The 15,792-nt window shown below is 31.9% G+C and carries 14 protein-coding genes; 5 read left to right on the top strand and 9 right to left on the bottom strand.

Annotated features, from left to right (window positions below; genetic code table 11):
- Positions 1-68 precede the first annotated feature (68 nt).
- From ACXIHB_RS09360 to ACXIHB_RS09325, 8 genes are all read right to left on the bottom strand, one after another.
- Positions 69-953, bottom strand: a complete 885-nt coding sequence (locus ACXIHB_RS09360; protein ID WP_167712784.1) for a sterol desaturase family protein — start codon at positions 951-953, stop codon at positions 69-71.
- Positions 954-987: 34 nt separating this feature from the next.
- Complete coding sequence (locus tag ACXIHB_RS09355) at positions 988-1,821, bottom strand: metallophosphoesterase family protein (protein WP_047787886.1); 834 nt, start codon at positions 1,819-1,821, stop codon at positions 988-990.
- On the bottom strand, positions 1,797-3,146 hold the full coding sequence (locus ACXIHB_RS09350; protein WP_462098110.1) for a sodium:solute symporter family transporter: 1,350 nt from the start codon (positions 3,144-3,146) through the stop codon (positions 1,797-1,799). Before ACXIHB_RS09350 ends, ACXIHB_RS09355 begins: the two co-directional genes overlap by 25 nt.
- 38 nt (positions 3,147-3,184) lie before the next feature.
- Positions 3,185-4,609, bottom strand: coding sequence for a SusD/RagB family nutrient-binding outer membrane lipoprotein (locus tag ACXIHB_RS09345; RefSeq protein WP_462098109.1), 1,425 nt, complete (start codon positions 4,607-4,609; stop codon positions 3,185-3,187).
- An 11-nt stretch (positions 4,610-4,620) separates the two neighbouring features.
- Positions 4,621-7,836, bottom strand: a complete 3,216-nt coding sequence (locus ACXIHB_RS09340) for a SusC/RagA family TonB-linked outer membrane protein (protein ID WP_462098108.1) — start codon at positions 7,834-7,836, stop codon at positions 4,621-4,623.
- Positions 7,837-7,936: 100 nt separating this feature from the next.
- On the bottom strand, positions 7,937-8,638 hold the full coding sequence (locus ACXIHB_RS09335; protein ID WP_462098107.1) for a TIGR04282 family arsenosugar biosynthesis glycosyltransferase: 702 nt from the start codon (positions 8,636-8,638) through the stop codon (positions 7,937-7,939).
- Positions 8,639-8,749: 111 nt separating this feature from the next.
- Positions 8,750-9,496 (bottom strand): uroporphyrinogen-III synthase, encoded by a 747-nt coding sequence (locus ACXIHB_RS09330; RefSeq protein WP_047787881.1) that lies wholly within the window; start codon positions 9,494-9,496, stop codon positions 8,750-8,752.
- 14 nt (positions 9,497-9,510) lie between these two features.
- Positions 9,511-10,149 carry a DUF4271 domain-containing protein gene (locus ACXIHB_RS09325; RefSeq protein WP_349264703.1) on the bottom strand — a complete coding sequence of 213 codons (639 nt, stop codon included), beginning with the start codon at positions 10,147-10,149 and terminating at the stop codon, positions 9,511-9,513.
- Between the two features lie 45 nt (positions 10,150-10,194).
- Between ACXIHB_RS09325 and ACXIHB_RS09320 the strand changes: the two genes are divergently transcribed.
- The 4 genes from ACXIHB_RS09320 to ACXIHB_RS09305 are packed head-to-tail and all read left to right on the top strand — an operon-like array spanning position 10,195 to position 13,255.
- Entirely contained in the window at positions 10,195-10,950 is a 756-nt protein-coding gene (locus tag ACXIHB_RS09320; RefSeq protein ID WP_231128370.1) for a polyprenol monophosphomannose synthase, read from the top strand.
- A 4-nt stretch (positions 10,951-10,954) separates the two neighbouring features.
- On the top strand, positions 10,955-11,416 hold the full coding sequence (locus ACXIHB_RS09315) for a GNAT family N-acetyltransferase (RefSeq protein ID WP_159610994.1): 462 nt from the start codon (positions 10,955-10,957) through the stop codon (positions 11,414-11,416).
- A 6-nt stretch (positions 11,417-11,422) separates the two neighbouring features.
- Positions 11,423-12,763 carry a dihydroorotase gene (locus tag ACXIHB_RS09310; RefSeq protein WP_349264702.1) on the top strand — a complete coding sequence of 447 codons (1,341 nt, stop codon included), beginning with the start codon at positions 11,423-11,425 and terminating at the stop codon, positions 12,761-12,763.
- Positions 12,764-13,255, top strand: a complete 492-nt coding sequence (locus ACXIHB_RS09305) for a DUF4296 domain-containing protein (protein WP_462098106.1) — start codon at positions 12,764-12,766, stop codon at positions 13,253-13,255.
- A gap of 1 nt (position 13,256) precedes the next feature.
- Here the strand turns inward: ACXIHB_RS09305 and ACXIHB_RS09300 are convergent, their stop codons facing one another.
- Positions 13,257-14,258: an SDR family oxidoreductase gene (locus ACXIHB_RS09300; RefSeq protein WP_349264700.1), complete on the bottom strand. Its 1,002-nt coding sequence runs from the start codon at positions 14,256-14,258 to the stop codon at positions 13,257-13,259.
- Between the two features lie 62 nt (positions 14,259-14,320).
- Between ACXIHB_RS09300 and tyrS the strand changes: the two genes are divergently transcribed.
- A complete protein-coding gene (tyrS, locus tag ACXIHB_RS09295; RefSeq protein ID WP_462098105.1) occupies positions 14,321-15,625 on the top strand; it encodes a tyrosine--tRNA ligase in 1,305 nt (434 codons plus the stop codon).
- Positions 15,626-15,792: the final 167 nt, after the last annotated feature.

Genomic DNA, 15,792 nt, shown 5'->3' with positions numbered 1-15,792 from the left:
AGATACAAATTGGCAGCAAAACAGCTAATTGAAAGTATTAAGTAATAGGTTAAAAAAGACTTAAAATGTTATTTTTTTCCTATTGGATATATTTCTTGGTGAATAAAGTCTTTAGGGAATTTTTCATCCCCGTCAAAACCTAATTCAATATCACGCCCATTGTAAGGAATGTAGTCAGTTTTAAAAATGTAATCCCATATGCTTAGCGTAATTCCAAAGTTTACTCCCATTTTTCTGCCTTCAGGAAGCTCTTTTGCATGATGCCAAATATGCATTTTTGGATTGTTCAGAATATATTTTAACCAACCGTAATCCCAGTTAATATTGGCATGATTAAGATGACCAATAGTAATGTTGAAAAAATGAACAATAGCAACGTCTTGTGCTGTAAATCCGCCCATAATAGCAAGCGGAATATACTTCATAGAGTTATATACTACGGGTTCCATCCAATGGTAACGTAAGTGGGCAGCAAACCCCATTTGTTTTACGGAATGGTGCACTTTATGAAAGTTCCATAAAAATTCATATCGATGTAATAATGTATGAGTGAACCACTGTACAAAATCAATACTAATAAAAAATACTAAGAGTCTCGCCCAATAAGGAAATGTGTTGATGTCGAATAATTGAAAATTAGCAACCGATAATCCAACTAAACCTAAAATATCATTAAAAAACTGCTCTGCTGTATTTGATAAGGCAATAAGAACGATGAGGTTTAGTAAAAAGAAATTGAAAAACATGTAAAAAGTATCTAGCCAAAAATCTTTACGAAATAAAGGTTGGTTTTTGCGCCAAGGAAAGATAATTTCTAATCCCCAAACAATAAGAGAAATTATAATTAAACCATAAAAATAATTTTCCCATTGAATTTCAAACAAAACAGATTGTTTTAAGTAGTTCCAATAACCAGTGTAGGAGTTTTTTACGATTTCTAGGTATCTTTCCATAGGAGCTATAAATTTCAGCAATAAAAATAATGAATTAATGATTTATAATTTTAAATAAATCTCGTCCTTTCCATAGTCGTTCTTCTTGGGGCAAAATTTCCATATTGTCCCAAAAACCTGTAAGTAATGTTTGTGCATAAGCAGGAGGTAGCTGTTGTTCAGTCATTAATGTATTTGCTTTTTTATAATTATAAGAAAGAGTATGAAAAGAGTATGAAAAACCATTAGTGTCATTTAAAATGGCATACCAAACATGTGGTTTTGCATTGTTAGCAGGCATGCCAATAACTCCCGGGTTTAACCAAAGAAGCGAGTCTTTTTCATCTGTAAAAGGAAGTCCGGAATGTCCAGCAACAATTACATCGCAATTAGTTTCATTGAATGATGAAATTTTATTTTTCCATGGAGTAGATTTAAAAATAAATTCAGAAATATAATGGTATGAACCATGTACCATGAAAATCTTTTTATTTGCATAAGTAAAAGAGATATAATTGGGTAGGGTTTGCATCCAATTAATTGAAGCTTCCGAAAGTTGGTTTTGAGCAAAAGGATACCATGCTTTTGAAAAAACATCACAACGAGAACCTTCTGTAAAATCACAACCACAATTAACCTCTCTATTTCGTAACTGTTGTTCTACATTTCCAATAATACTATGTGCTCCCCAGTTTATAAAGGCTTGTACTGTTTCTTCTGGTTGTGCACAATAGCCAACAATATCACCTGTGCAAAAACAGTTTTCAGGTGCTATATTTTCCTTTTCAGCGACTTTAATTAAAGCTTCTAAAGCTTGTAGATTGCTGTAAACACCCCCAAACAAAAGTACTTTTCCTTTAACGTTTATGTATGTTGTTTTTGTATCCATAACGGAATTAAATAAAGAGTAAAACAAAGAATACTTCCCCAAACATTGCTCCAAAGTAAATTGGCATACTTGCCAGAAGTAAAAATTAACAAAGAAGGAAAGGCATCAAAAACTAATAAAAATCCAATGATAATACCAGTGCCTACAGATAAGTAGTAACTAATTTTAGGAGGTTTTAACTTCCATAATATAAAAACTGGAGCTAGTCCAATAACCATAGTACCGCTAATAGTGGTTGCTGATAAAATTGAAGCGTTTAAGAACACAGGAAGAGTTCCTATAATAGCAATGAGTAGCATTATTATTCTACCAAATGAAACAGAGGGGTTAATGTTTAAATCAATAGCAAAAAGCTTAGCTGTTGATGAAAATGTAGAATCTAAGGTAGATGCAGCTGAGGTAATCATAATAAAATTAACAACTAATAACATTCCAACACCTAAGGTTTTACTAAAAGCAACAGCTGCTTGACCATTAAGGCCATTGATTTTTCCAAAGATACCTACAAAACTAAATAAAACAATACATAAAAACCCAATAACAGTAGCCCAAAGAAAGCTTTTTAGGGTTGTTTTCGGATTACTTATAAAACCACGATCGGTTAACACTGGGTCGTGAAAAGGATAGCTAAACGATTGTAAAAAAGCAGCGATAGCTAAGTTTCCTCCTAAAGCCATCGTCCACTCACCAGAATTTGAAACGATTTCGTAATTTATACCTTTAGTAGAATAAATATTCCAAAGAATAATAGCCAAAAGTACAGAGAAAAATAACATTTGAATTGCATCGGTAAAAATACTACTACTCAAACCTCCTTTTAAAGCGTAAGTCAAGGTTAAAAGTGTAAAAACCACAATAGAAGTGTAGTATGAAGAGCTACCTACAGCTCCAAAATAAGAACCAATAACCATGGTGTTTGACCAAACTTCGTTAAATAGTCTAATGAGAATTAAAATTGAAAATACAAGAATAGCGGTATTACCAAATCGAATACCTAAAAAGTCATGAATGCTTTTAAAACCTCCTTTGGTACGTAGTTGATATATAATTATTCCAGCAACGGCAAACGAAAGGTAATACAGTGCATATGCAACCCCTCCTACAAGTCCAAATTGTAAGCCTAAATTAGCGGCATTGGTAATACTTTTAGCAAAAATCCAAGAGATGACTAAGCTACCTGTGAGTAATAATGTATTAGGTGCTTTTTTATTGTGTGTAGCTTTAAAGAAAGTTTGATTGGTTTGGGCAAAAGGTGCTAATATTAAAAATACTAAGCTGGTACTAAGTAGCAAACCCCATTGCCAAATGTATATTATTTCTTTCATTGGTTGTACATGTTCTGAGAAAATTTTAATTTCTTACTTTAGTTATTCCACCAAACACCAAAATTAATACTATTACCATTAGTAGCTTGAGCAGCTAATTCGTAATTTATCTTATTTAAAGAGGCTTCTTCTGCAGGATAGGGCATTCTTACAGGAATTAAATTGTTATTTAAACTTGCTGAAATAGGATTTAGATTAGGAAACCCAGTTCTACGATATTCTATCCACCCTTCATAGCCGTTAATAATATTAGCAATCCATTTTTGTGTAATAATTTGCTCAAGGGCTTTTGTGTCGTCAAAACTAGCAGTTGTTGTAAGGTAATCATTAGGTATGTTGGTGTTCCAGTAACTAAAGGCTTGTTCGGTAGCTAATTCGTATAGTAATTTGGCATCGTGGGTAATAAGACCTTTATGAGCTGCTTCTGCTAATAAAAAATTAGTTTCCCAAGCGGTCATATAATTGGCTTGCAAATTTCCGGCATGTTCTCTAAAAATGAAACCAGCTAATGAATAATCTCCCAATGAAATAGTGGTTTTTGAAGAGTCTATTCCGTTAATTAACCCGTTATAATTACTGGGAATATTACTAGAGGGCCTAAAAAAAGTTTGAATTCTAGGATCATTTAGCTCTTTTAAAATTTCTTCAATAGTTTTAGACATTACAAAGTTGTTAAAATCTCCTACTCGTAAACGTGCCATTCTAAAGTTATTAGGCTCTCCGTCTGTAAAATTAAAAACAGCATTTTGAGCATTGTTGGTAATGTAGTTGCCATCGGTTACAATTTCTTGAAGTTCTTTTCTTGTATCTTGTTTTGATGAAATACGGATAAGTGCTTTTATTCGTAATGAGTTGGCAAATAAAATCCAGCTATCTAGATTTCCGTTGTATAAAACATCGCCCGTTAGCGGTAAATTACCCGTGTAATTTTTAATTGCTATTATTCCCTTTTTTAAACTATCTAAAATACCTCCATCTGCTAAGTAAATAGCTTCTTGTGTGTCGTATTTGGGAGTAACAGTTTTGTTATCTCCATTAAAAGCATCACTATAGGGAACATCTCCAAAAAGATCTGTCAAAGCCATAGCCATATATGCCTTAAAAATTAAAGCAGGGCCTTCATACACTTTAAATGTTGGATTATTTTTGGCTTTGTTTAGGATAATTTCATTGTCTCTTAGATTAGTGTAAAATACAGGCCATGGATTCCCACCTAATTGTGGTGATTTTAAAGCATGACGATCAAATAAATTAAAATCTAAAGCAGTAAGTTGCTGACTTAATAAATTACCTGCAACAAAACCTTCATACGACATTGCCTCTCCATAATTGTAAATAACTTTACGAAATAATAAACTGAGTTCTACATCAACAGGAAAGTTGGGATTTGTATTTATTTTTTCAAAATCACTAGTACAACTTGTTATAAGTGCTAATAGGAAGAGAGATATGTAATTTTTCATGATATTGTTTTTTAGAAGTTTACACCTAGTTTAAATCCGAAGCTTTTGGTGGTAGCATACGACATATCCTCTACACCACTAACAATTCTATTTCCCTGCACTGCTAGTTGCTCTGGATCAAAATGAGGAATGTTACTAATTGCAAATACATTTTTACCTATAAAAGAAAGAGTTACATCAGCTCCATTTTTAACGAAACCAAAGGCATTGTTTTTTAAATTGAAGGTATAACTGAAGGCAAATTGTCGTAACTTTAAATAAGAGGCGTCATAGACATTGTTTTCTTCATGATTTCTGTCGTAAAATTGTCTGTAATAACTTTCGGGAGTTATTGCAGTTGTATTTGGGGTGTATATTGGGTTTTCTGGAGTACCAGTATTTACAACCCCTTGTGCAATAATACCCGATGTTGGTCGGTAAGTTGTTTCTTTTAACTGACCAGCAACTCCTGCTAAAGCTAAGGTTCTTGAAACTAATTCTCCCCCTTGTCGCCAATCAAAAAGGAAGTTTAAATTCCAGTTTTTGTACGAAAAACTATTGTTGAGTCCCATTGTAAAGTCAGGATTGTAATTTCCTAGTTTTTTAAGTGTAGGGTCTGCAATAAAATTTCCTTCTGATGTTAAGACAAAATCACCTTTTTCATTTTTTAAGTAACCAGTTCCGTAAAAATCACCGATGCGTCCGCCTTCTTCTACTTGAAACCAAACTGTTTGATCTGGATTGTTGTATACTCTTGAATACGCCAATGTAATTCGTCCACTGTTTTGAGGTAACGATTCAATGGTGGCAACATTTTTACTAAAGTTCACAGTAGTATTCCATTTGAAGTTATTGGTTTTAAAAGGAGTGGCATTTATAACAAGCTCTACCCCTTCAGAACGTACTTTTCCGCCATTAACTACTTGTTGTTTAAAACCTGATGAAATAGGAATTGGAAGTGATAAAATTTGATCTTTGGTAAGTGCGTTGTAATAAGTAATATCAAAAGTTAAGCGATCATTAAAAAAACGAAGATCAGCCCCTATTTCAAAAGAAGTTGTTTTTTCTGGGCGTAAGTTAGGATTGGCAATAAAATTTTGACTTGTAAATGCTGGTTGTGAATGTACATTTGTTGTGGGTATAAAAGTTCTTGAGGTTTGATATGGATTGGTGTCGTTACCAACCTGAGCAATGCTCGCACGAATTTTAGCAAATGAAACCGTTGTAGGAAGGGGGAATAATTTGCTTAAAATGACGCTGGTAGAAACTGAAGGATAAAAGAAAGAAGTATTAGTGGTGGTAATTGGAGTAGCAAGCGCGCTAGACCAATCATTTCTACCTGTAATGTCTAAAAAGAAAATATTTTTATACCCTAATTTTATTAAGCCATATAAACTGTTGATTCTTTTTTCTGATGAAAAATCAAAAGTTTCAATAGGAGAAGCGGCGTTGTTAAAGCTAAAAATACCAGGTTGTGCTAATTGCGTAGTTTGTGTTTGTTGTGTACTAGCTCTTTGATCAAGGCGATTTCCTCCTAAGGAAATGTCAAGAGTAACATTATCAACTTTTGGGGTATAATTAATTAAAAAATCGGTGTTAATTTCTCTATAGGTTACTTTGTGTTCAGCATATGCACCATTCCTAAACCGATTGGAACTAAAGTTTCTTAAAAAACGCCTGTTTTCACTAGAGTAATCCATTCCTGTTCTTAGTGTTAGGTTTAGGTTGTTGGTAATTTGTTGTTTTGCTGAAATATTACCAAAAACACGGTCTCTGTTAAATTCATTTCTATTTTCGTGTAATATGAAATATGGGTTGTCAAAAAAAGTATAGTTGAACGAATATTGTTGTTTACCCTCCAATCCTGGTTGCCAATAATTTTTTAAACTGTTAATGTTTAACGATCGAGGCCCCCAAGCTACTAATGAATAATTTACGTTTTCAGATCCGTATCCATTAGAAGGTCTGTTATCACTATTGCTATTTACATAATTAACATGCGAAGTAATGGTAGTGTTTTTTGAAGGGATGAATTGCAAATTAGTAGCAATTGTTTTACGATGTAAATTAACACCTGGTATAATTGATTCACTGTTAACATCGGTCAATGACAAACGATAATTCCCTTTGTTAAATCCCGATGCTATGGCAATATTATTAATCGTTGTAATACCTGTTTTATAAAAATTTATTAAGTTGTTAGGGTGTGCTATAAATGGAGTGGGGGTGATAGGAAATCCATTGTACAAAGCAGTATCACCTCCTCTAACAGTAGTGCCATCGGGTAGAGATACTGGACTGTCAAATTGAGGAATTAAAGTACCTTGGTTTAATCTTGGTCCCCAACTGTAGGAAATATTGTCGTTAGTTCCTCCACTTAACCCATTAACAAATTCAAAACGTCCAGAATTTCCTTGTCCGTATTCGTTTTGAAACTGAGGGAGTTGGAAAGCTGTGTCAATAAATAAAGAAGAATTAACACTCATTTGAAAAGCATTGCTTCCTTTTTTTGTGTTGATGATAATAACTCCATTAGAAGCTCTAGTACCATATAAAGCAGCAGCACTAGCTCCTTTTAATACAGAAACAGAGGCAATATCATCGGTGTTCACTTCCATAGCACCGTTACCAAAATCAGCTTCTTGAAAACCTGCAGCTGCCTCATTAGTATTATTAAAAATAGTATTATTGTTTATGGGGGTACCGTCTACAATAAAAAGTGGATTGTTATTGGTGAAAGATTGTTCGCCTCGTATAACGATTTTTGAAGATGAGCCAACGCCAGTAGCCCCACCACTGGTAATGTTAACACCCGCTAATTTTCCTGATAAATTATCTAAAAAATTTACCGATTTAACTTCTGAAATATCTTTCTGTTGGATGCTTTGAATAGCATATCCTAGCTCTTTAGACTCTCTTTTTTTATTTAAAGCAGTAATAATTATTTCGTCTAACCCTGTATTTTCTTCTTGTAAATAAATAGATATACTCTTTTGATTCCCAACTTTAATTTCTGCTGTTTTATAGCCTATAGAAGAAAAAATTAGTATATCGTTTTTGCTCTTTATTTTTAAAGAGTAATTGCCACTATTATCTGTAACTGTTCCTTTCGTGGTGTTTTTGATAGTTACGTTAACAAAAGGAATGGGAGTTCCATTGTTTTTTGAGGTTACTTTTCCTCTAATGGTATATTGAGCATTCGCAAAGGTGGTTAGGCATAATAACAACCCCAGTAAGATTTGTTTCATGTATTTTATAAATTTTGTTTCATATTGAGAATCATCAAAGAGTAAATAAAAAGCAAAGCATTTTACTACTAAATGAATGATTGTTATGATATTGTTGCACTTAAGAAAAAATGGAAGTTCTTTGTGAAGTTGTAGGAGAACCTTTGTTGTAAAGTACTGAGGTGTATTGATATCTGTATGTGTATGAGGTGTTGTAAAAACTTTTTCTCAATAAGAGAAGTATCTTATTAATTAGATATTTTAGGAAACTGTTCGTTGAATAACGATTTAAAAAATAGATTAAATCGTTTTCTGAATCAATATCTTTTAAGTATGCGAGTTGTGATACAGAATGTTCGTTTTTTTCAAGTATTTTTTTTAGCGTACTAAATAAATCGGGAGTTTTCCAAGGAAGTGTTGCAAAACTTTTCTTGTTAAAATGTTTTTGATTAATGGCGAGTAAATAAATGCCTCCATCTATTGAAGGACCTAAAACAGGAAGGTCGTTTTGAAGATGGTCAATAGCCTTTTGTAAGTGGGAAGCGTTTAAATTTGGACTGTCATTTCCTACAACAATTATGTTATGAAACCCTTTGGCAAAAGTGTTTTCTATAGCGTTTGTAAAACGCTGACCAAAAGTAGCTCCTATTTGGTGAGTTTCATTACAAATACATATTTGAGCGTTTGTTTTTGAAGCTTCAAAAACAATCTTTTTATTTAAATAGTCAAATAACTGTTCCCCTTTTTCTAAAAACTTATTTTCAGACTCTCTTTTAGAAGAGTTTGCAAAAATAAGAATAGCTATATTGGGTTGTTTTGACATTTATGGACTTTCCATTAATTAGAATAAAATGGAAAAGTCGAAAGAAATATATTTGCATTACAAAAAAAAGCCGCTAATTTAATTAGCGGCTTTTTAAAGCAAGTAGGCTATTTATTTTTTATTAGCTTCTTTAATATATTTTTCTAAAGCCATAGTCATTGAAGGTGTTTCTGGTGTCGGAGCAGCAATATCTACACGTAAACCTCTATCTTCAACAGCTTTAATAGTAGTGTTTCCAAAAACAGCTATTCGAGTATTGTTTTGTTTGAAATCAGGAAAGTTTTCAAATAAACTATCAATCCCTGATGGACTAAAGAATACCAAAATATCATAAAAAACATTTTCTAAATCAGATAAGTCACTGACTACAGTTCTATATAAATCCGCACGTTTCCAGTTAACTCCCAATTTATCTAATTCTTCAGGAATTAAAGATTTTAATTTATCAGAAGAAGGAAGTAAAAACTTCTCGTCTTTATGTTTCTTGATTAATTTAGTTAACTCAGGAAATGTTCTATTACCAACATAAATTTTACGTTTACGGTACACAACGTATTTCTGTAAATAATAGGCTACAGCTTCAGATTGACAGAAGTACTTCATATCATCAGGGACAGTAAAACGCATTTCTTCAGCGATTCTAAAAAAATGATCAACAGCATTTCTACTGGTAAGTATAATGGCTGTGTAATTGTTTAAATCAACTTTTTGAGCTCTTACTTCCTTTACAGGTATTCCCTCGACATGAATAAACGATCGAAAGTCAACCTTAACCTTTTGCTTTTCTGCCAAGTCAAAATATGGCGATGTTTCTGTTTTTGGTTTTGGTTGAGAGACTAAAATAGTTTTAACTTTCATAAACTTTCTCTTTATTACGTAGTTGTTGTTTTATAAAGAATTAATAGCGGTGCTATTTCAAGGGTGCAAAAGTACAAAATAAAATAAAACAACTTACTAATTACAAGTTTTTTATTATTTGTTAAAATTAAAAAGACCCTAAAAACAAGCAAGATACAGAAAGAATAAATTAAGAAAAGTTTATTTGTAAAAGTGTATTGATACAGTATGATAATGGGAAATAACCAAATGCTAAGAACATATAAATAACCCGATTTTGTATATAAAAAATAGCTTACGGTTTTAGATAAACCAAGAATATTTGCCAATGCATAATCTAAAAAAAAACGAACAGAAAAATATACAGAAACAAACAAGAAGAGTCCTAAAAAAGCTAGAAAACTATGAGAATATATTTCTGATACTAAAGTGAAAAATAAAAATAAAGAAATAACAATTATAGAAAAAGAAAACAGTAACAATTTAAAAGGTGTGAAAAAAGAAACACCTTCTTCCATTCTTTTATGAAAAAAACCAGGAGTTACAAAAGCAATAGTATATCCATATAACTTAGTAGGTTTTAGTAGCTTCATCATAGCCAATAATACAATAGCTAGTATGATAACTAAAGTAATCCAATTATCATTATATACAACTCTTTCTATTGCTTTCAATTGTTTTTATACTTTTTTAATTAACACAAAATTAGTAATAAATAAATGTATCTTTGCCCAGATTTATATGAAAATTACATGAAGTCAGACGCTTTAATCATAATTCCTACGTATAATGAAAAAGAAAACATTGAAGCTATTATTCGAGCAGCCTTTAGTCAAGAAAAGGTGTTTCATGTGTTGGTTGTAGATGATAGTTCCCCTGATGGAACTGCAATAATTGTAGAAAAGTTACAAAAAGAATTTCCTAATCAGCTTTTTATTGAAAAAAGAAAAGGGAAAAGTGGATTGGGAACTGCGTATATTCATGGTTTTAAATGGGCAATTTCTAAAAAATACAATTATATTATAGAAATGGATGCTGATTTTTCACATAATCCAAAAGATCTTATCAAATTATACAATGAATGTGTTAATAATGGAGCAGATGTAGCTATTGGTTCAAGATATTCAGTAGGGGTAAATGTTGTTAATTGGCCAATGAGCAGAGTGTTATTGTCTTATTTTGCATCAAAATACGTACGGTTAATAACCAGAATGCCTATTCATGATACGACAGCTGGTTTTGTATGCTATAAAAGAAAAGTTTTAGAGACAATTAAGTTAGATAAAGTTAAATTTGTAGGATATGCTTTTCAAATTGAAATGAAATACAAGGCATGGAAGCACAAATTCAATATCAAAGAAGTCTCAGTTATTTTTACTGATAGAGTCTTAGGAAAGTCTAAATTAAGTAAAGGCATAATCAAAGAAGCTGTTTTTGGAGTGATAAAAATGAGAATTAACGGATTACCGAAATAGGAGAATGACCACAATTACGACAAGAGAAGCAAAAAAAGAAGATTTAGAAATCTTGTTAGGGTTTGAACAGGGTGTAATAGAAGCTGAAAGACCTTTTGATTCATCACTGAAGGAAGGAAAAATTAGTTACTATAATCTGAAAGAAATGATTTTTGCTGACAATGTACATTTAATTGTGGCAGTATCTGGAGATGAAATTGTGGGGTCAGGTTATCTCAGAATAGAAAAATCTAGAAGTTATCGTAAAAATGAACATAATGGATATATTGGTTTTATATATGTAAAACCTAATTTTAGAGGTAAAAAAATAAGTGCTTTAATTTTGAATTCGTTAAAAAATTGGGCAAAAAGCAAAGAAATACGAGAGTTAAGACTTGATGTTTACAACGACAATTTATCAGCAATAAAGGCGTACGAACGCTTTGGTTTTAACAAAAGTTTGATTAACATGAAAATGGAAATTTAGTAGAAAATGAAACAATCATATTTAATTAAAAACGCACAAATCGTTAACGAAAACAAGGTTTTTAAAGGCGATGTTTTAATAGAAGGAGAATTTATTAAGGAAATAGGAGAAAACATAATTCCTACAGGTGATGTATTAATGGTAGATGCAGAAGGAAAGTTTTTAATTCCTGGTATGATTGACGATCAAGTACATTTTCGTGAGCCAGGTTTAACACACAAAGCAAATATAGCTACAGAAAGTAAGGCAGCAATTGCAGGAGGAATTACTTCTTTTATTGAAATGCCAAATACAGTACCTCAAGCAACAACTCAAGAATTATTAGCAGACAAGTTTGAAATTGCAAGTAAAACATCGTATGCTAACTATTCGTTTATGTTTGGTGGAACTAATGACAACTTAGAAGAATTGTTAAAAACGAATCCAAAAGACGTTGCGGGAATTAAACTATTCTTAGGCTCTTCAACAGGAAACATGTTAGTTGATAATGAAGAAGTATTAGAAAAAATATTTTCATCAACTAAGATGTTAATTTCTGTGCATTGTGAAGATGAAGCAACCATTAGGAAAAATACAGAAGAGTACAAAGCAAAATATGGTGATGATATTCCTATAAAATACCATCCGTTAATTCGTAGTGAAGAAGCTTGTTATTTATCATCTTCAAAAGCAATTGAATTAGCAAAGAAAACAGGAGCACGTTTACATATTTTCCACTTATCTACAGAAAAAGAAACGCACTTATTTCGAAATGATATTCCGTTAGAGGAAAAACAAATTACGGCAGAGGTTTGTGTACATCACTTATGGTTTACCGATGCAGATTATGATAAAAAAGGAACACACATTAAGTGGAATCCTGCTGTGAAAACACAAAAAGATAAAGATGGATTATGGAAGGCGTTGTTAGATGATAGGATTGATATAATTGCAACCGACCATGCACCGCATACCTTAGAAGAAAAGGATAATATGTATACAAAGGCACCTAGTGGAGGTCCATTAGTACAGCATGCAGTTCCAGCTATTCTAGAAAAGGTGAAAGAAGGAGTACTGTCAATAGAAAAAGCAGTAGAAAAGATGAGCCACAATCCAGCGAAAATCTTCAAAGTTGAAAAAAGAGGATTTATAAAAGAAGGTTTTTATGCTGACTTGGTTTTAATTGATGCAGATAAGAAATGGACTGTTGATAAAGAAAATGTGTTATATAAATGCGGATGGTCTCCGTTTGAAGGTGTTGAGTTTTCAAATCAAATAACACACACTTTTGTAAATGGTAACTTAATGTATAACGAGGGAATTTTTAACGAAGAAATTAAAGGGAAACGATTATTATTTAACAGATAAATGAAGTCTTTTTTTTACATATGTATTGGTTTGTTTTTGGTGTCGTGTACAAGTAATACGATATACAAAAAGCCTGATAATTTAATTCCGAAAGATTCTATGATTTCGTTACTAACCGATATGTATATTGCTTCTTCTGCCAAAAATCAAAAAAATAAGTTTTTAAAGAGAGAAAAAAACTATATGTTTTTGGTATACGAAAAGTATAGAATTGACAGTGCTCGCTTTGATGCTAGTAATATATATTACACTTCTATGGTTGATGAGTATACTGAAATTTTAAATAAAGTAAAAAAGAACATTGATTCATTAGACGTTTTATATAGAAAAAAGCAAGAGGTTCAAGATTCAATAAAAGGAATTAAAAAGGAAGGAAAATTAAAAAGAGATACAATTTTAGATAAAGAACTATTATTGAATGATCTTCCTAAAGAATTAATAAAAAGAGAAGATAGAGAGTTTGAAAAAAAGGACTTAAAGAAAATTAAGTAACTTACCTTTTAAACTCTTTAGAAACTCTAGTAATTACATCATTCACTGATTCAAAATCAAAATTAAGTTGTTCTATAATTTTTTTAGCAGTATAGAACGATTTGTTGTGAGCAGATTTTGCAGAGTTCTTAGTTAGTAAAGGCTCCTTACCAGTAAGCTTTGTTAAAAACCAGTCAATTTTCCAAAATATTGAAGTAGCAATCTGTCCTACTTTTTTAGAGGGTCTCTTTTTATTTAGGTTATCAGCAATACTAAATAAAACATCTTTAAACGATTTGTTTTCTGAAACAAGAATAAAACGTTCATTTTTTATGTTAGAATTCATTAGATCTATCATAGCCTTCACCACATCATTTACTCCAACAAAACCAGTAACACCTTCAGTATAAAAGTTTAATCCATTACTTATTTGGGTAAACATCTTACCAGAGCCTTCATTCCAAAAACCTCCTCCTAAAATTACACCAGGATTCACAATTACTACACTTAAATCTTCTTGGCTACCTCTCCAAACTTCCATTTCAGCACCATACTTGGTAATTGCATACCCATGATTTTCATCAGTATCAAGCCATTCGTTTTCTTCGTTAATTGGTTTTCCATTAATAGCGTTACCAACAGCAGCGATAGAGCTTACAAAACAAAACTTATCAACATTCGCATCAATAGCAAAGTTGATTAAGTTGGCAGTTCCTTCAATGTTTACCTGACGCATTTTTCTATAATCTTTTGGGTTAAAAGAAACCAATGCAGCACAATGATAAACCTGTGTGATGTTATCAAATACAGGTTCTAGGGAAGGAATATCAGTAATGTCAGCTTGTATCCATTCGATTTTAGAAAAATACTGTTGCACATCGTTTGTGTAAAAAGAAAAGATTTTTTTTACATGCTCACGCTTTTCTTCAGTTCTAAAAATAGCTCGAATCTTGTCGTTTTTTTGGCTTAAATGATATAATAAATGTGAGCCTACTAAACCTGTTCCTCCTGTAACTAAAATCATAAAGCGAATTTAGTTTATTTTGGTTGATAAACTTATCTTTGCTTCTTTAAAAATAGAATAAAATGACCAAGAATTTAGTAGAAGAATTACAATGGCGTGGAATGATTCACGACATTATGCCAGGAACCGAAGAACAACTTCAAAAAGAAATGACGTCGGTTTATATTGGCTTTGATCCAACTGCAGATTCGTTACACATTGGTAGTTTAGTTCCAATTATTTTACTAGTTCACATTGAAAAAGCAGGGCATCAGCCAGTAGCTTTAGTAGGAGGTGCAACAGGTATGATCGGTGATCCAACAGGAAAATCAGATGAGCGTAATTTATTAAATGAAGAGGCTTTAGCTAAAAACGTAGCAGGTTTAAAAAGAACATTAGGTCGCTTTTTATACTTTGATAACGGAGCTAAAAATTCTCCTTTATTAGTAAACAATTACGATTGGATGAAGGACTTTTCATTTATCGAATTTGTACGTGATGTTGGTAAGAGAATCACTGTGAACTACATGATGGCAAAAGATTCTGTAAAAAAACGTATTACAGGAGAAGCGGGTAACGGGATGAGTTTTACAGAGTTTACGTATCAATTAATTCAAGGGTATGATTTCTATCACTTATATAAAACCTTAAACTGTAAATTACAAATGGGAGGTTCTGACCAATGGGGTAATATTACCACAGGTACTGAACTAGTCCGTAGAATGACACCAGGAGAGGATGCAAAAGCATTTGCAGCTACTTGCCCATTAATAACAAAAGCTGACGGTTCTAAATTTGGAAAGTCTGAAGGAGGAAATGTTTGGTTAGATGCAGATAAAACGTCAGTTTACAAGTTTTACCAATTTTGGCTAAATACTTCGGATGAAGATGCTGAAAAGTATATTAAAATATTTACGTTTTTAGATAAAGAAATTATTGATGCTTTAATTGCTGAACATAAAGAAGCACCACACCAAAGAGCATTACAAAAGAAGTTAGCTGAAGAAGTAACAATTTTCGTACATTCTAAAGAAGAGTTAGATAAAGCGATTGCTGCTTCAAATATTTTATTTGGAAAGTCAACAGCTGACGACTTAAAGAATTTAGATGAACAAACCTTTTTAGATGTGTTTGATGGTGTACCGCAAGCTGAGGTAACATCGGAAGACATAGCTGAAGGCTTAGATATGATTGCAGCCTTAGCCGCTAAAACTGGATTCTTAAAATCAAACGGTGATGCAAGAAGAGCTTTAAAAGAGAATTCAATATCAGTAAATAAAGAAAAAGTAAGTGAAGACTTTGTTATCACTTCAAAAGACCTTATTGCTGATAAATACGTGTTATTACAAAGAGGTAAGAAAAATTACTTTTTATTAAAGGTAGTATAAAGAAAATCGTAGGCAAAAACTAAAAAAGCCCTTAAAAGAAATTTCTTTTAAGGGCTTTTGTTTATAATATATAAACAAACGTGAGAAAATAGTTATTAATTACGAAACTGCTTTTAAATCAAATGTTAAAGGGCACCTTTTACAATTAACACCTTTCTTTTGATATT

It is taken from the genome of Tenacibaculum sp. IMCC1 (assembly GCF_054906355.1).
The sequence above is the reverse complement of the archived record's forward strand: the minus strand, read 5'-3'. Positions and strand labels throughout refer to the sequence as shown.